Genomic DNA, 17,325 nt, shown 5'->3' on the forward strand with positions numbered 1-17,325 from the left:
CTTTTCTCCCTTCCGCATCTTCGCGTCACAAATTCCCCCGTAGCGCTTGTTCGCGTTCAATAGCCTCAAACAGAGATTTGAAGTTCCCTTCACCGAAGCCTTGCGCCCCATGTCGCTCAATGATTTCAAAGAAAAGCGTTGGTCTGTCTTGCACAGGCTGGGTAAAAATCTGGAGCAAATAGCCATCTTCATCCCTATCCACCAGGATGCCTAGTTCTTGTAGTTGCTCGATTGGTTCATTAATGTTCTTCACCCGTTTTTCTAAGTTTTCGTAATAGGTTTTTGGTACTTGCAGAAACTCAACATCATTTTTCCTTAGCTTGGAAACAGTCTCAATAATGTTGTTAGTAGCGCAGGCGATGTGTTGCACCCCCGGTCCGTTGTTATATTCCAGATATTCTTCAATCTGAGACTTGCGTTTACCTTGGGCTGGCTCGTTAATTGGCAATTTAATCTTACCTGTACTATCTTGCATTACCTTAGACATCAATGCTGAGTACTCTGTAGAAATTGCCTGATCATCAAAATGCACCAACAGACTAAAACCCATCGTATCGGCAAAAAACTGCACCCATTTATCCATTGCACCCAGTTCGACGTTTCCGACAACGTGGTCAATGGTATGTAAACCTGTAAAATTGCTGTTGTTACTATGGTGTTGAGGTATGAAGTTAGGAGCAAAAACTCCAGAGTAATCGTTTCGTTCTACAAACTTGATTAGCATGTCACCGTAGCAGTGGATGGCAGCATAGCGCAATACTCCGTATCCGTCTTCTTCTTCTGTTGGCTCAATAGCTCCTACAGCACCTCGTTTGGTTGTTTCTTTATAGGCACTGACGGCATCAGGTACTTCTAAGGCAATAATGGCTACTCCATCACCATGTTTATACACGCTTTGAAGAATGGGATGTTCTGGCAACAGCGCTGCACTAAAGACAAAGCAGATATCCCCTTGCTGCATGACATAGGATGCTATTTCCCGGCTACCAGTTTCCAAACCGCGATAAGCAATATTGTTAAATCCGAAAAACTTGGAATAGAACTGCGCTGCCTGTCTTGCATTTCCTACATAAAACTCAAGGTGGTCGAAGCGCTTTATGGGGCAAAAATCATTCATTTTAATTCCTCCTTATCCAGAGGAAATATTCAGAACTGAGAAAAAACGTTGTAAAGCTACCGATTTCTGATATTGGTAATGACGAAGATGCAAATTGGCATAAATACGTTTAGTTTTAATTTTTAACTAAAAGCATCTAATAAAATTATAAAATTAATTTTTAGTCTTTATATTGTGTAGTTTTTTAACTTATTTGCTTGATTTGGTATACATAATCAACTAAGCTATCAATAAAACATGCTGAACGAGTACACCTGGAGAGATAAGTTGACTAAAAATCAAACTACCAAGGGGAAGAACTCGGAGCCATTCAAACAACTGGACGAAAAAGACCGACTGGTGTTGTGCCTTTTGCAAGAGAATAGCCGCATCACTCATGCCGAATTGGCACGTCAGGTCAACCTCACTGCGCCTGGCCTGCAAAAAAGGCTAAAAAAGCTAGAAGAAAACGGCTTTATTGATCGTTATGTAACTTTAGTTAATCGTGAGGCGCTAGGTTTAGACTTGTTGTGTTTTACACAAGTTACCCTTGCCCACCATCAACCTGAGTGTGTCGGACACTTCTGTGAACGGGTAAAGGAGTTGTCGGAAGTGCTGGAGTGTCACCATCTTACTGGTGAATTTGACTACCTCTTGAAAGTTGTTGTTACAAACCATCAGCATTTAGAAAAATTGCTGAGTGAGAAAATTACGCAAATTCCGGGTGTGGATAAGGTGCGTACCAGTATTGTTTTGAATGAAATAAAAGCTTCAACCTCACTACCATTGGGTGAAGTTTAGGCAAAGGAGGTAAAACCCTATGCTCCCATCAGTAAAAGCACTTCTGGTATCAATTGTGGACTATGCTGGACTGTTCCCGCCAGCCAAGCTGAGTATGCAAGAAGTTATGATGAATTATGCAAACTATCAATTAACTTCCTACAGTTGGATGCTGAATTGCTTTGTGCTGCCAGTGTTCCGATGGAATGAGTTTGCAGCATTTGTACCAACATTAGACTTAAAGCAGCGATCGCTTAGTCTAATTATTTCAAAAGATTGGGAGACAGAGATAGAAATAGTGCGATCGCTCATCAGCAATAACAATATCACTGTTACTGCCCTAGAATTTCCACCACTTCCTCCCACAGAAATTCAGAGAATACTTCCTCATCTACCAGCCAAAGTTGACGCATTTTTTGAAATTCCCCTAAGTGGCGATTTCAAACCATATCTAACAGTGTTGCAACACAGCGGTGCAGCTGCAAAAATCCGAACTGGAGGTATAACCGTCGATGCTTTTCCCAGTTCTACAGAACTTTGTCAGTGTATCTTGTCGTTTGCTGAAGCTAAAGTTCCATTCAAGGCGACTGCTGGTTTGCACCACCCCTTACCAGGTAAGCATCGCGTTACATACGAGCCAAATAGCCCTAGCACAGTCATGTATGGCTTTCTAAATCTTGCAGTTTTGGCAGCATTACTTTATTGGCAAAAAATTACACTACAAGAAGCAGTAGAAGTTCTCCAAAATTCCAATAGCAACAGCTTCCAATTCACCACCGATGTTATTACCTGGCGCGGTTATCACCTAAATATTGCAGAAATTGAGCAGGCTCGACAAAAGTTCTTCCGTTCTTTTGGTTCTTGCTCATTTCAAGAACCAGTAGACGACCTCAAGGAACTGAAACTAGTATGAGCCGTCCTATTGATAGCACTCACAACCCTAATTTACGTAGTTGGGTGGAATCTGCCAATCAGAAAGATACTGATTTCCCGATTCAAAACCTACCGTTTGGTGTGTTTCGCCCTCAGGGTAGCACTGAAACACCACGTATCGGTGTCGCCATTGGTGACCAAATCCTAGATTTATCTCTTTGTTACAACGCAGGACTGCTGCAAGAACTCCCAGAACAGTTGCAAGCAGCCTGTGCAGCACCTAACTTAAATCAGCTTATGGCAATGGGAAATGAGGCTGCATCAATGTTGCGCCGTCACTTGAGCCAGCTGTTGCAATGGAATGAGCAACCACCTTCAGCACAAGCAATGGTCTTCCCCATGTCTAATGCTCAACTTTTATTACCTGCTAATATTGGTGATTACACTGATTTTTACGCTTCCATTTTTCATGCCACCAATGTAGGGAAACTTTTCCGTCCTGACAATCCCCTCCTCCCTAACTATAAATATGTTCCCATCGCGTACCACGGACGCACTTCTTCAATTGTGCCTAGTGGTACTCCAATCAAGCGCCCCACAGGTCAGATCAAAAAACCATCAACACCAACCCCTAGTTTTGAACCAACTCAGATGCTAGACTACGAATTAGAAGTTGGGTTCTTTGTGGCTGCTGGGAATGAGTTAGGACAGCCTGTTTCTATAGATTATGCTGAAGAACACATTTTTGGATTGTGTTTAGTAAATGACTGGTCAGCACGGGATATCCAAGCTTGGGAGTATCAACCTCTTGGTCCTTTTTTAGCTAAAAGTTTTGCTACCACCATTTCACCTTGGGTCGTGACTCTAGAAGCACTAGCACCCTTCCGTTGTCCGGCTTTTGAACGTAATGAAGGCGATCCTTTGCCACTACCGTATCTTTCTTCCTCGTTCAATACTGAAATGGGTGGTATTGACATTACATTGGAAGTGCTACTGTATTCAGCCCAAATGCGTGCGGCGGGGATGGAACCGTTCCGCTTGAGTTGTGGATCTTTCAAACAGATGTATTGGACGGTGGCGCAGATGCTCACCCACCACACTAGTAATGGTTGTAACCTCCTTACAGGTGATTTACTAGGTAGTGGAACTGTTTCTGGTGCTGAGAAAGGCACATATGGATGTCTGTTAGAGATTACTGAGCGTGGTACTCAGCCAGTAAAACTACCTACTGGTGAAGTGCGATCCTTTTTGTGCGACGGTGATGAAGTTATCCTGCGCGGCTACTGTGAGAAAGAAGGTTATAGCAGGATAGGTTTTGGAGATTGTCGAGGTGTAGTCCTAAGTACCAAATAAAGTTATACACCTCTTTGAATTTCACACAGAGAACTGATTAGTTAAAGAATACATAAGCATAATTCTGCACCAGAAAGTAGCACACTATGGCATCGATTTACAAACAGCTGTACGTTCCAATATGCAGATTCGTTATTCTTGTCCCCCTTGTTTCCCTTTTCATCTCCTAATATATGACTGACATCCGCAAGCTAATTAACCAACTCGCAGCTCAGGAAACCAACTTACCTGCCACCCAGTTTATTGCCCCGTGTGTGGGTGGTGGCAAGGTACGAACTAAAGTAGCAGGAATAATTTATATATTCACCCTCAAACCCCGTAATTTTGAGGGTTGGGGCATTTTTCAGCCAGTAGATGAGAAAATTGCGGCGGTAGTCGAAGAACCTAGCTTTCCCCAAATTGCCGAATATCTGCAACTACTCAAACCACTACGTTTGCGACTTGCCTACCCGTTGCGATCGCAAACTTGGTTAGCATACCCAGTCAATGAAGCAGACATGCGCCAACGCTGCGGATATTGCCAGCCAGTGGCTGTAAATTTAGTTACAGAGGGAGCTAGATTTGAGACAATCATCGCCCGCACCGATGGCGCTGCTTGGTGGTTTGATGAATGCGATCGCCGTGCTGATCCGTTAATTACTGAAAAACTGCGAGAACAACTTAAACAAGTCACACCACCAGAAAAACTCCACTTTCGGAGGCTCACCCCAGAAATGCGGACAGTATACGAGATTGTTGCTCAACAAGCCAAAGAATTTGCTGCTTTACAGCAACAAAGACGGGATGAAAAGCTTTTACAGCAAGCTTTGCAAATGGGCGGGGGAGAACTACACGAGTTTGTTGATCGCCAAGATCATTGGGTTGTCGAGTGGACAACTGCTGACGGCGAACGTCACACTAGCGCCATATCCAAAACAGATTTAACTGTGATGAGTGCGGGAATTTGTTTGAGTGGTGAAGACGAAAAATTTGATTTACAGTCCCTAGTTGGTATTGTTGAGCAAAGATATGAATAATCAGTTACGTGAAGGAATATTAAACGTCACTGTCTCAAATCTTGCACCTATCCCATCAACCGCCAGAGAATAAATTCTCTGGCTAATAGTTTAACTCCACCAAGAGTGGACTAAAATCTTTCTCGTATTAAATCCGTTGGTATCAGAATTATTTCTCTTCCTCTCTCTGTGTTCTCAGCGACTCTGCGGTTTTTTATCATTCACAGGACTCAAAATTCGCCTGAACTTATTAAACCGCCAAGATGCCAATAACACCATAGGTTCGTAGAGTGTACGTAAGTCCTAATTCAGATGCTACCGATTTGATATCAGTGTTCTTGAGAAGACTTTAGCTATTAGCCTCAGAATTCATTCTGAGGCGGTTGTGGAAGCATTCGCCACGCACAACCAAGCATAAACAAAATTAAATTTACGGAACTGGCATTAAAAAGCTTGAATCTATTTAAGCAATATATTTATCAATTTAAGTTGAAAGGTTCAAGATGATAGCTCAGTATCAGCGCCTGAAAAAATGGGTTTTAAATCCAGCGGCGTTGGGTTTGATAGTAACAACGACGATCGCCTGTCAATCTCAATCTCTACCAAAAGTTACCTCTTCAGAAAATCCTATTCCTGCTGCAAATATTGTCTCCCAAAAGCAAGCCATCTACCGGAGCGATCGCTTCAAACAAATTCCAAATCCCATCATGACCGTCTCCTAAGCAATAAAGAGTTTTACCGATGTTTTGAGTATTAACCCAATCAGTTAAAGAGATATTATCTTGAAAAAAGGCTCCGTAATAAATCCCCTGTAGGGGTCAGAAGTATAGCCCTGTTACTTCGCGAGCAATACTCGCGAAGTGATTTTCTCCCTTTTGTCTTTTTCAAAAATTGGGATGCTCCCTGAGGAAATAATTCGTATGACACCAACCTCCACACAATGGCAACTGGCACGCGACGCGGCTGAGCGTTATGAACAGATACTTGTCCCGACCATTCTCGGACCGGCGGCCCGGGCTCTCGTCGAGTTCGCCGCACTACAAGCGGGTGAAGCTGTGCTGGATGTCGGTTGTGGCACCGGTGCGGCGGCGCGTTGCGCCGCGGAAAAAGTCGGTCCAGCCGGGCGGGTGGCCGCGGTTGATGTGAATGCAGGAATGATTGATGTTGCTCAATCACTACCTCCAGTCGCGGGTGCAACCATCGAATGGTTTGCAAACAGCGCGTACGAGCTGCCATTTGCGGAAGTGGAGTTCACCGCGGTGCTCTGCGCGCAAACGCTTCAGTTTCTTGATGACCGGCCTCGCGCCTTGGCAGAGATGTACCGCGTTCTCAAGCCAGGCGGGCGCGTCGTCGTGACGGCCTGGGGACCGCCGGAGCGGTGTGAGTTTCTGACCGCCGTGATGCCGGCACTCGGACCGCTGATGCCGCCCCCGCCGCCGGGCGCTTCCCCACCGCACCCGGAAGCCTTGTCCGAACCAGGAGCGTTAGCTGGCTGAGGGTGTCGGTTGGGGCAGTGTTTTGAGATTGCTAGTGGAGCACCAAAGTCAGTCTGGAAGATACTGCCTTAAGTAAGCAATCAGCAGTTTTTTAGTTTCGCCTAGAACTTGGTGCTGAAAGGTGCGATCGCTCCTTCGGGCTAGCCTCAGAGAAGGACGACAATGGTTAGAGAAGTGGTTTACTATCACCAAATTCTCTCTGACTCGAGTAAGATGCTTAGCAAAGAACCCCTCCTTGTAGATCTGGCTCAACTTGAAACGATGAGTCAACGGATTGCTGGTCGTCCCAATCCAGCCAGCCTGTTTGCTCAGTGGAACGGCATTTCCCTGGCACACTGCCACCATTCTCCCTGTGAGTTTCAGGAGCATCAATGGACGCAGCATTTGATTGGAATTGGGAGTGTTGGATCACCTGCATCTGTAGAACATCGATTGGGTGGCACGTTTCATCAACATAGCTATCACAGTCATGAAATCATGGTAATTCCTGCTCAAGTGAGTTATCAGGCGATTTGGCAAGAGCCGCACGAATTTTCGCTGTTAGGTCTTGAGCCGGCTTTCCTGGAGAAAATTGCGCGAGAATCGGTAAAAGCAACTCAGGTTGAACTCATTCCACAATTGATTTTGATTGATCCACTGATCCAGCAAATTTTGTTGTCTCTTCATGCAGATATTATCGCTGGACATCCGACAGGAAAACTCTTTGGAGACTCATTGGCGATCGCCCTCGCGGCCCAGTTATTGCAAAATCATACGGTCTGGAAAGCTCAGTATCCATCTGCCCAGACAGGACTGCCGCCCTACCTGCGTGATCGCGCCCTTGAATTCATTGAGTCTCACTTAGATCAGTCCTTTACCCTTGATCAGCTTGCGGATGCATTGGGGATGAGTGTGTTTTACTTTTGTCGCCAGTTTAAGCAATCCATGGGGATTACGCCTCATCAATATGTCACCAGACGACGTATTGAGCGGGCAAAGGAATTGCTTTGGCACAGCAAGTTACCGATTACAGAGATCGCACTTCAGGTTGGCTTTGCTACACCTAGTGCTTTTAGTCGTTTATTCCGGCAGTTCACAGGAACGACTCCCAAAGCCTTTCGTCAGCAGCGATAGCGATAAACAAAGACGGTTCTAAAGTTATACAAGCGTTCAATAACTCGTTTTGCAATGGTTTTGCTTAAACGCAAAATCTGCACAGTTTGAGCAAAATCTGAAAAGTGACTGGAACACCGGATCGCTACACTCAGAACAGTTCACAAACCCTTTGCAATTATGACCACTCAACATCCCTCAAAGCACCTGCCAGCAGAACGCTCAGTTTCTGTCGAAAAGCGCTGGTTTAGAACTGCTTTTCTGGTGGGAATTTGGCTTTTCGTCACTGGTTTACTATTCCAACTCTTCACCGTTGGAATGGCTGTATTTATCAATCCATCTTGGTGGACAAATCACGTTTTGTTCTCCCATTTCATTGGTGGTTTGGGGTTCATCTTACTCCTGATTGCGTTATTTGGACGTTTTCCAAAAGCAATCTGGAGTTTGACCGGACTGTTGAATATCTTATTTTTTGTGCAAGGTAGTAGCGCGAATCTGGACTCAATTTCCCCTGCTCTGTCTTTGGGAACCGCATTTCATCCGGTCAATGCCTTACTCCTCTTCTGGACGGCAACGACGATCACCCGGAAAACCCAATGTATGGTCATGGGTTCAAAGCAGGTTTCTTCCTGACGTGAAGGAAGAACCGATGTTCTAGATTCAGATCACTGGGAGAGAGTTCAATGTCGATAATGACGCGCAAGGCGTTCCTAAAACTTGCGGTCGGTGCAGGCATCACAGTACCCCTGAGTTCACTGGCGATCGCAGCATATAGCAGATTGGGGAGCCGTCAACGAGCATCTGCGATTGCGGTGCCTCCATTTCATGTGCCATTGCCCATACCGCCAATTCTGCAGCCGACCCGCACTGACAACAGCACAGACTACTATGAGATCATTCAGAAAGAAGGACAGGTTGAAATTCTACCGGGACTTCGTACCCCAATTTGGGGATATGACGGCATTTTCCCCGGACCTACGATCACTGCTCGCAGAGGACGACAGGTAGTCATACGACAGCGGAACAAGTTATCTGTACCTGTTGTAGTTCATCTGCATGGCGGTAAAACGCCTCCAGAGAGTGATGGTTATCCTACCGACCTGATTTTACCTGCTGACTCAAACTACGCTGCTACAGCCCATGAAGGGCACGCAACTGTGGGTGGCATCGGATATGGGTTCAAGGACTACACCTATCCCAACGAACAACCCAGTGCCACCCTCTGGTATCACGATCATCGAGATATGTTTACAGGGGCACAAGTTTATCGAGGATTGGCGGGCTTTTATCTCATTCACGATGCGATCGAGGATGAGTTGCCACTGCCAAAGGGCGACAAGGATGTTCCGTTGATGATCAGCGACCATATTTTTAACGAAGATGGTTCATTCTTCTATCCTTCTGTGGATCCAACACTGCATGAGGAAGGCATAGAGGACGGATACCATCAAGGTGTGCAAGGCGATACGATTTTAGTTAACGGTGCGCCGTTCCCCTTTTTAGAATTGTCTAACACCCGCTATCGCTTTCGGTTGTTGAATGCGTCCAATCGTCGCATTTATAAACTTGCCCTCGATCCGCCTCCACCAGAAAGAGCCGCATTTATCCAAATTGGCAGCGATGCTGGTTTATTGCCTGCTCCGGTGCCGCAAACCGAACTCATTATTGCCCCCGCTGAACGCTTCGATGTGGTGATCGATTTCTCCCATTATGCGATCGGCACTCAAGTTGTTTTGAAAAACCTGGATGGCAATCACACAACCTCACAGGTCATGCGCTTTGATGTGGTGCGATCGCAACCAGACGACAGTGCTATCCCAGATCGCTTACTTCCTGACGAAGAAGCGCTGAATCCTGCCCAGGCTGAAGTGACTCGAAGAGTGATATTGTCTCGTTCCGGTAAACGATTTCGGATTAATGGAAAGGAATTTGATCCAAATCGTGTCGAGTTTCGCCCATGCCTCAACTCAACTGAAATTTGGGAAGTGTTTGCTGATATTCCCCATCCATTTCATATGCATTTAGCCCATTTTCAGGTGCTTTCCCGTAATAACCAAAACCCTGCCTCCACTGATGTCGGATGGAAAGATACGGTTCGAGTCGGCCCCAGAGAAATGGTGCGAATCATCGCTCGTTTCACGCCCTACCGTGGTAAATTTATCTATCATTGCCACATGTTAGAACACGAAGATTTAGGCATGATGGATAACTTTGAAGTGGTATGAGTTAGAAAATTATCATCATTGCAGCGGACTGACCCAACTGCTTTCTGCTGCGTTTCCAGTCTTCTACAGCCGCTCAATTTTGCCGTTATGCCGCTCAGTTTGCGATTGGAGCAAATCTTGAGAAGTTACCTGTGTAGGTTTAAGAAATCATAGATAGAGCGATCGCTCAAAAGCTGTTAGCAAGACGATCGCTCCATCGAGATCGCCGCACTTTTGATAAAATAAGCTAGATGATCGCAAAAATCGCGATACCGCAGTCGATGTTGCCGCCCCCCGCTTATAAACCTTCAGCAAGAAAATGAGCGCTTAACTGCCGAGTGTGATCGCTACGCGGCACAATGTGAATGCCTGCAAGCCGAACTAACGGAACTGCGCTCACGAAGCGAAGCGTCTTTGAAGGAGAGTCGCAGAGTATCTATGAAACGAAACCACGCCCCAAACCCCAAAACCGCCAAGCTTCATTGCTCTCCACGATTGCTCAAGTTGCTAACTTGCTGCTGCGATCGCAAGATTACACCTCTGTTCTGTCCGATGTCGCGCAGTTGTTGGGCGAAGCGGTGGAGTGCGATCATTGCACAATTACCCAGGAAATCGAGATGTCTGACTATCAGCAAGCAGTCAGGTTATTGACTCAGTGGTGTCAAGCCGATGTACCAAGCGGCTCTGCTGCTACTCCTGACTTTTCAGTTGGAGTGGGGGTGAATCAATTGGCTGACTTTCAAGCCCGATTGTTACGGGGTGAAGTCGTTAATTTTTTGGTGTCTGATTTACCGGAAGGTCGATGAAAAGCGCACTTTTTAGCCAGTCACTGTACTTCAATGCTAATTGTGCCAATTCTGTATCAGCAGAAGTGCTGGGGACATATTGGCTTTGACAACTGCGGTGAACTGCGACTGTATGATGAGGCGGAGATTGCCATCCTCAAGATTGCAGCCGATAGTATTGCAGCGGCGATCAAGCGTCAGGCAAAAGATGAGGAGTTGCTGAAATGAGAACAAGCGCGATCGCAAGAACTCAAACGTCTTTACGCTGAATTGCAACAAACACTCGATCGCGTCCAAGCGCGTGAAAAACTGCTAGAAGCCACGACGATCACTGCTAATATTGAGATCTCTAAGTGGTTGTAAGTTCTTGATTTAAGCATAACTGGTAAGTTTTGATGGGCTGTGTTCATAGTTGAATCCGTCACCAAGTTTTTTGTATGTTTCAATACTTAACAACTCGCCACTTACTATCTAGTAATTGTCTAGGATACGGCAATATTACGATAATTATGAGACAAAATAATTATGGAATTCAACCCAAGCAACAATGTTGTTAAACTTTGTCTTCAAGGTATGAGCATGGAAGAAAAAGGCGAGCTTGAAGAAGCAAGTGAACTATTTCTTCAAGCCTGGAACGAAGCAACATACGACTTTGAAAAATTTATTTCAGCTCATTATGTAGCCCGACATCAAAAAAATGTTTCTGATAAATTAAAATGGCTCGAAACGGCTTTGCAGTTTGCATTAAAAATGAATGACGACTCTGTTAAGAGTGCTTTCCCTTCTCTATATTCAAACATTGCTAAATGCTATGAGGACTTAAGCGACCCTAACAAGGCAAAAAAGAATTATGAATTAGCAACTTCGTTTAAGGATAAACCTTCTGACAAAGGTCCTTTTTATCATGGGACAAAAGCAGATTTGTCGGTTGGCGATTTGCTGACAGCAGGGGGCAGTTCTAATTACAAATCTGAACTCAAAATGAATCACATTTATTTTACAGCCCTGGTTAATGGAGCGGGACTAGCTGCTGCATTAGCAAAAGGCGATGGACGTGAACGTGTTTATATCGTCGAACCTACAGGGGGATTTGAAAACGACCCGAATGTTACAGACAAAAAATTTCCGGGTAATCCGACGCGCTCATATCGCTCCCAAGCACCATTAAAAATCGTTGGCGAGGTGACGGATTGGGTGAGACAAACACCTGAGGAACTCCAGAAATGGCGTGAAAAGTTGGACAATAACAAAGGAGAAATTATTAATTAAAGCAATCAGATCTCGATTGGTTACTGCAAAGATATTTTAGTTGTCAGCGAGAGTTATAACTACCCAGTGATTTTAATGACCTCACGATCGCCACACAACAATCTGCTTGCACCCGACCGTTGAGAGTCTTTTCGTTGAGTTCAAGAGGTTACTAGCGGCGGGTGAGGTGGAACGTTAAATCATCACAAACCTATTTATACTTTCGGTAGATGACAAAATAAATAATCTACAAGATCTAAAATATAAAATCTACCTCTTCCTTAATTTCCTTCCTAGTAGACAAGGGATGTAATTTAGCAGTCAAAGGCTTTACAGTTTGTTTGGTGTAATTGTTTAATTCCACACCATAAAAAATAAATAAAATAAGATAAGTAGTCATCATACATTACCCATATTGTCAAAGACTAAAAACTGACTTATTCCTAATAAATTAGAGCTTTTACCTTTAATTACTAAGTAAAAGCAATTTACACAATAGCAAAATTAGAACATTTTTCGCAAGAATAGGAAAGACAAGTAGATCATTTTATTTTTAAAATAAGTATGATTATTTACCTTTAGATAGATTAAATTCAAAGTATAAAACAGTATATATTGATGGATTGTTGCATAATTCATCTAAAAAAATCAGTAACTTCAATATCACTTACTTTATTTCTGTTTTACACATAGTTGATTTGTTTATAATCTCTGCTAATCATGACACCTCCGCAGCCTCATACCGAAATTGAAAATTATCCTCCACAGACAGAAAAGCAGCCGCCTCGCAAACAACGCCGGTCGCTTTGGTTATTGTTGACCCTGCTAGCATTGACAGGAGGAGGCATTGCTGTTTGGCGTGTGTTTACTTCACAAAATCAAACACCTGCCAATACTAATGCTCAGCCCCCAGCAGTAGCGGTGAAAGTATCTACTGTACAATCAGGCACAATAGAAGACAGTGCAGAATATATTGCCACTATCGAATCGCGTCGCTCAGTGGCTTTGCAACCAAGAATTCAAGGTCAAGTAACTCAAATATTTGTCAGAGCTGGAGATCCAGTTAAAAATGGAGACCCGATTATTCAAGTAGACGCCAGAGAGCAACAAGCAGCAGTTAGCAGTGTTAATGCTGCTGCACAGGCGGCGCGATCGCAAGTGGAAAACGCTAAAGCTACCCTCAGATCCTTAGAAGCAGACAGGCAATCTTTTCTTGCAGATGTCCAATTGAGACAGCAGGAGTACAATCGCTACGCCACTCTTGCGAGTGAAGGAGCAGTATCTCAACTAACCAAAGAACAGTATGCAAATCAACTTGCTGTCGCCAAAGCCGCCTTCAACGCCAACGAATCTAAAATAAAAGCGCAACAAGCCGCAGTAGCCGAAGCCGAAAAATCTTTACAGCAAGCATTAGCTAATACTAGACAACAAAAAGTCCAACTCCAGTACTACAGAGTCACAGCCCCCTTCGCTGGTACAGTCGGTGATATCCCAGTAAAAATAGGTGATTTTGTTAATACTTCCACACAACTAGCTACTATTACTCAAAATCGACCATTAGAAATAAACATATCTGTACCAGTTGAACGTGCATCTCAATTACGTAACGGAACGCTAGTAGAACTTATTGATCCTCAAGGTCGGACTATTGGTACTAGTCGCGTATTTTTTATCTCTCCCAAAGCGAATGAAAATCGGATGATTCAAATTAAAGCACTATATGACAATGAAAAAAATCTACTCAGAGCCGATGAATATGTCCGAGCCAGAGTCATATTTAACCAACGTTCAGGAGTAGTTATTCCCACCACAGCAGTGGCTCGTATAGCGGGACAAAATTTTGTCTTTGTAGAACAAACACAAAAATCACCCGAAGGAAAGACCCAAGTAGTAGCCAAACAAAAGCGTGTTGAATTAGGCAATATTAAGGGTAATAACTATCAAGTATTGGAAGGATTACAACCAGGAGAAAGAATTATTGTTTCAGGACTACTCAATCTTAGAGACGGAGTTCCTATAACATCAGAATCTCAATAAGAATTGGTTAGTGGTTATTTGTTGATTGTTGGTTGTTGGTTGTTGTAGAGACGTGCCATGGCACGTCTGTACAGTGGTTAGTGGTTAGTTGTTTGTTTTCTCCCCTGTCTCCCTTGTCCTCCTTGTCCTCCGTGTCTTCCTTGTCCCCAATCCCCAATCTCCGATCATATGTTTGTTGACTTCTTTATCAGGCGACCTGTTTTTACCAGTGTCTGCGCTATCATCATTCTGATAGTAGGGGCTATTAGCATTCCTACTTTACCTACAGAGCAGTATCCAGAAATTAGTCCAACTCAAATTCAAGTTACTGCTAACTATGTTGGTGCTAGTGCAGAAGTAGTAGAAAACACCGTTACGACCATCTTAGAACGGCAGATTAACGGTGTCGAAGGCATGAGGTACATGACTTCTAGTAGCAGTAACAATGGTACTAGTACGATTACAGTCACATTTGACCCATCGCGGGATGCAGATATTGCTGCCGTTGATGTGCAAAATCGTGTATCGTTAGCTGAACCACAACTACCCGAACCAGTTACGCAAACTGGAGTCACCGTTAGTAAGCAATCTAATAACATTCTGTTAGCGATCGGTTTATACAGTCAGAAAGGAGAGTATGACACTGTATTTTTAAGTAACTACGCCGACCTCTACATATCAGATGCCCTAAAAAGAATCAAGGGTGTGAGTGAGGCAAGAATTTTTGGTGAACGCCGCTACGCGATGCGTCTGTGGCTTGACCCAAATCGACTTGCAAGTCGCGACCTGACTGCTCAGGATGTGATTGATGCCCTGAATGAACAAAACCTGCAAGTGGGTGCTGGACAAATCGGTCAGCAACCATCGCCACAGGATCAAATGTATCAAATTGACTTGCGGGCTATCAGTAGATTAACTGATGCATCTGAATTTGAAGATATAGTAATCAAAACCAGTCAAGATGGATCACTCATTAAGCTCAAAGATGTAGGGCGGGCAGAACTAGGAGCAGAAAATTACAGTACTTTCCTGCGATTTCGAGGGCAAGAGGGTGTGGGAATTGGGATATTTACCACTCCAGGAAGTAACGTGCTGGACGTTGCCAAAGCAGTCAAAGCCGAAATGGCAGTACTATCCGAAAAATTTCCACCAGGCATGGAGTATCAAGTTGCCTTTGATACAACTAGTTTTGTGGAAGCCTCACTCTCAGAAGTGCTGTTGACTTTGTTAATGGCGATCGCTCTGGTTATCCTGATCATTTATCTTTTCTTGCAGGATTGGCGTACCACCTTAATTCCCGTAATCACCATTCCCTTAGCATTAATTGGTACATTCGCCTTTGTCAAAGCCTTCAATTTTTCCATCAACACTTTAACCTTGTTCGGTCTGACCCTAGCAACAGGGATGGTCGTTGATGATGCGATCGTTGTCGTCGAAGATATTTCGCGTTTGATTCAGGAAGAAGGCATGACGCCACGTCAGGCAGCGTCTGCCGCCATGCAGGAACTGTTTGGGGCAGTTATTGCTACCTCATTGGTACTGATGGCTGTATTTGTCCCCGTCGCCTTTTTCCCAGGAGCCACTGGACAGATATATAAACAATTTGCTTTAACCATCGCCTTTTCGATCGCCATCTCTACTTTTCTCGCCATTACCCTCACACCTTCTCTATCTGCCTTGCTACTGCGCCGCAGACCCAGACAGCGTGGTATTTTGGGCTGGGTGTTTGGTAAGTTTAACTCCTTCCAAAACTCAATGCGAAGAGGGTACGAGTGGTCACTCAATCGCCTAGTTAGGATCAAAGCAATTGTCATCGGGCTGTTTATCCTCTCCTTGGGATTGACAGCTTGGTTGTATACCTCTGTGCCAACATCATTTCTTCCTGATGAAGACCAAGGTTACTTCATTACAATTGTGCAAGGGCCAGAAGGAGTTTCTCTTAACTACACCAGCAAAGTAATGCGACAAGCAGAAGAAGAAATTCTGAAATTGCCGGAAGTCACAGGTACTTTTGCTGTTGGTGGATTTAGTTTTAGCGGTAGTACTGCTAACAATGGTGTAATCTTTACAACCCTCAAACCTTGGCATGAGCGCAGTCAGTCAGCGCAGCAAATCATTGGTAGTTTAATGGATAAACTATCAGGAATCACCGAAGCCAGAGTGTTACCTGTGAACCCTCCTACAATTCGAGGTTTAGGTAGTTTTAGTGGTTTCCAATTTCAGCTACAAGACAGAGCAGGTAACAGTGACTTAGCAACCATGTTGCAAGTCATGGGTCAGTTACTGGAGCGGGCAAATCAGGAACCAGACTTGCAAAAGCCTGTGTATACTACTTTTGCTGCGAATACACCACAAATCTTAATTGAAGTAGACCGTAGTCGCGCTAAAGCCCTACAAGTGGACGTTGATGAAGTATTTAATACTCTCCAAAATTACCTGGGTTCGCGCTACGTCAATGACTTTAATTTTGAACGACGGACTTACCGAGTATACGTCCAAGCAGATGCTCAGTTTCGCTCCAACCCGGAGGATATCGGGAAATTATACGTCCGCTCTGCCAACGATCAAATGATTCCCTTGAGTGATCTGGTCAAACTCACCCCCACTACTGGAGCGCAAACCATCAATCATTACAACTTGTTCCGCTCAATTGAAATCAACGGTTCCGCGGCTCCAGGTAAAAGTTCCGGTCAAGCAATCCAAGCAATGGAGAATGTTGCCCAACAAGTTTTACCAACGAGTTTTGGTTACGAATGGTCGGGGATAGCCCTGGAAGAAAAAACATCCGGTGGTCAAGCACCGATAATTTTTGGTTTGGGACTCGTCTTTGTTTTCTTGGTATTAGCTGCTCAATACGAAAACTATGTTGACCCGTTGATTATTTTGCTATCGGTTCCCCTTGCAATTTTTGGGGCGCTGTCAGCACAATCACTGCGGGGTCTAGATAATGACATCTTTTGCCAAGTTGGTTTAGTGATGTTGATTGGTTTGGCAAGTAAGAACGCTATTTTGATTGTGGAGTTTGCTAACCAACTGCATGAGCAAGGTATGCCAATTACCAAAGCCGCAGTCCAAGCCGCACAGGAACGTTTGCGACCAATTTTGATGACAGCACTCTCCACACTGTTGGGGATTTTCCCCTTAGCAATTGCCACAGGTGCTGGTGCTGGTAGCCGTCAATCTCTCGGTACTGCGGTGTTTGGTGGGATGCTAGTTGCTACGTTCCTGAGTTTGTTTATAGTGCCAATCTTATATATAGTGATTGGGAGTTTACGCGATCGCTTTCTCAAACGTCGTCGTCCACCTCAACAACCACCCCATCAAGTGGAGGAAGATGGTCGGGTGACTACCGAAATCTATCGATAAATCTACGTAATCATAAACCCG

At 44.5% G+C, this 17,325-nt stretch carries 15 protein-coding genes and 3 pseudogenes; 15 read left to right on the forward strand and 3 right to left on the reverse strand.

Annotated features, from left to right (window positions below):
* Positions 1-25: 25 nt before the first annotated feature.
* Complete coding sequence (gene hppD, locus UYI_RS0116455) at positions 26-1,117, reverse strand: 4-hydroxyphenylpyruvate dioxygenase (RefSeq protein ID WP_016867737.1); 1,092 nt, start codon at positions 1,115-1,117, stop codon at positions 26-28.
* Positions 1,118-1,384: 267 nt separating this feature from the next.
* Between hppD and UYI_RS0116460 the strand changes: the two genes are divergently transcribed.
* The 5 genes from UYI_RS0116460 to UYI_RS0116480 all read left to right on the forward strand — a co-directional run bounded on the left by UYI_RS0116460 (position 1,385) and on the right by UYI_RS0116480 (position 5,819).
* Entirely contained in the window at positions 1,385-1,897 is a 513-nt protein-coding gene (locus UYI_RS0116460) for an Lrp/AsnC family transcriptional regulator (protein WP_235147958.1), read from the forward strand.
* Between the two features lie 19 nt (positions 1,898-1,916).
* The gene (locus tag UYI_RS0116465) at positions 1,917-2,789 is read left to right on the forward strand and encodes a hypothetical protein (RefSeq protein WP_016867739.1); all 873 of its coding nucleotides are present in this window, start codon (positions 1,917-1,919) and stop codon (positions 2,787-2,789) included.
* Positions 2,786-4,102, forward strand: a complete 1,317-nt coding sequence (fahA, locus tag UYI_RS0116470; RefSeq protein ID WP_016867740.1) for a fumarylacetoacetase — start codon at positions 2,786-2,788, stop codon at positions 4,100-4,102. The genes UYI_RS0116465 and fahA overlap by 4 nt, the downstream gene beginning before the upstream one ends.
* A 173-nt stretch (positions 4,103-4,275) precedes the next feature.
* Entirely contained in the window at positions 4,276-5,118 is an 843-nt protein-coding gene (locus UYI_RS0116475; RefSeq protein WP_016867741.1) for a hypothetical protein, read from the forward strand.
* Between the two features lie 482 nt (positions 5,119-5,600).
* Positions 5,601-5,819: a hypothetical protein gene (locus tag UYI_RS0116480; RefSeq protein WP_016867742.1), complete on the forward strand. Its 219-nt coding sequence runs from the start codon at positions 5,601-5,603 to the stop codon at positions 5,817-5,819.
* Here UYI_RS0116480 and UYI_RS36875 read toward each other — a convergent pair.
* A pseudogene (locus tag UYI_RS36875) lies at positions 5,775-5,912 on the reverse strand (ISKra4 family transposase); the annotation flags it as partial. The gene UYI_RS0116480 and the pseudogene UYI_RS36875 sit on opposite strands and share 45 nt — an antisense overlap.
* Before the next feature lie 105 nt (positions 5,913-6,017).
* On the opposite strand from UYI_RS36875, the gene UYI_RS32785 reads away from it, so the two are divergent.
* From UYI_RS32785 to UYI_RS39020, 5 genes and pseudogenes are all read left to right on the forward strand, one after another.
* On the forward strand, positions 6,018-6,593 hold the full coding sequence (locus UYI_RS32785) for a class I SAM-dependent methyltransferase (RefSeq protein ID WP_157226354.1): 576 nt from the start codon (positions 6,018-6,020) through the stop codon (positions 6,591-6,593).
* A gap of 261 nt (positions 6,594-6,854) precedes the next feature.
* The gene (locus UYI_RS32790) at positions 6,855-7,706 is read left to right on the forward strand and encodes an AraC family transcriptional regulator (protein ID WP_071588847.1); all 852 of its coding nucleotides are present in this window, start codon (positions 6,855-6,857) and stop codon (positions 7,704-7,706) included.
* Between the two features lie 159 nt (positions 7,707-7,865).
* On the forward strand, positions 7,866-8,318 hold the full coding sequence (locus tag UYI_RS0116495) for a DUF6220 domain-containing protein (protein ID WP_016867745.1): 453 nt from the start codon (positions 7,866-7,868) through the stop codon (positions 8,316-8,318).
* A gap of 59 nt (positions 8,319-8,377) precedes the next feature.
* Positions 8,378-8,974 (forward strand): annotated as a pseudogene (locus tag UYI_RS40205) (multicopper oxidase family protein); the annotation flags it as partial.
* Between the two features lie 63 nt (positions 8,975-9,037).
* Positions 9,038-9,910 carry a multicopper oxidase family protein gene (locus UYI_RS39020; RefSeq protein ID WP_235147959.1) on the forward strand — a complete coding sequence of 291 codons (873 nt, stop codon included), beginning with the start codon at positions 9,038-9,040 and terminating at the stop codon, positions 9,908-9,910.
* A gap of 147 nt (positions 9,911-10,057) precedes the next feature.
* Here UYI_RS39020 and UYI_RS36880 read toward each other — a convergent pair whose 3' ends face one another.
* Positions 10,058-10,204 carry a hypothetical protein gene (locus tag UYI_RS36880; protein ID WP_157226355.1) on the reverse strand — a complete coding sequence of 49 codons (147 nt, stop codon included), beginning with the start codon at positions 10,202-10,204 and terminating at the stop codon, positions 10,058-10,060.
* 50 nt (positions 10,205-10,254) lie between these two features.
* Here UYI_RS36880 and UYI_RS0116505 point away from each other — a divergent pair, with 50 nt between their 5' ends.
* The 5 genes and pseudogenes from UYI_RS0116505 to UYI_RS0116530 all read left to right on the forward strand — a co-directional run bounded on the left by UYI_RS0116505 (position 10,255) and on the right by UYI_RS0116530 (position 17,304).
* Positions 10,255-10,695: a hypothetical protein gene (locus UYI_RS0116505; RefSeq protein WP_016867747.1), complete on the forward strand. Its 441-nt coding sequence runs from the start codon at positions 10,255-10,257 to the stop codon at positions 10,693-10,695.
* A 27-nt stretch (positions 10,696-10,722) separates the two neighbouring features.
* Positions 10,723-10,902: pseudogene (locus UYI_RS34925) on the forward strand (GAF domain-containing protein); the annotation flags it as partial.
* Between the two features lie 570 nt (positions 10,903-11,472).
* On the forward strand, positions 11,473-11,943 hold the full coding sequence (gene arr, locus UYI_RS40010) for an NAD(+)--rifampin ADP-ribosyltransferase (RefSeq protein ID WP_071588848.1): 471 nt from the start codon (positions 11,473-11,475) through the stop codon (positions 11,941-11,943).
* A gap of 699 nt (positions 11,944-12,642) precedes the next feature.
* Positions 12,643-13,959, forward strand: a complete 1,317-nt coding sequence (locus UYI_RS0116525; protein WP_016867751.1) for an efflux RND transporter periplasmic adaptor subunit — start codon at positions 12,643-12,645, stop codon at positions 13,957-13,959.
* 168 nt (positions 13,960-14,127) lie between these two features.
* A complete protein-coding gene (locus tag UYI_RS0116530; RefSeq protein WP_016867752.1) occupies positions 14,128-17,304 on the forward strand; it encodes an efflux RND transporter permease subunit in 3,177 nt (1,058 codons plus the stop codon).
* The last annotated feature ends 21 nt before the right edge of the window (positions 17,305-17,325 follow it).

It is taken from the genome of Fischerella muscicola PCC 7414, assembly GCF_000317205.1.
Classification (GTDB): domain Bacteria; phylum Cyanobacteriota; class Cyanobacteriia; order Cyanobacteriales; family Nostocaceae; genus Fischerella; species Fischerella muscicola.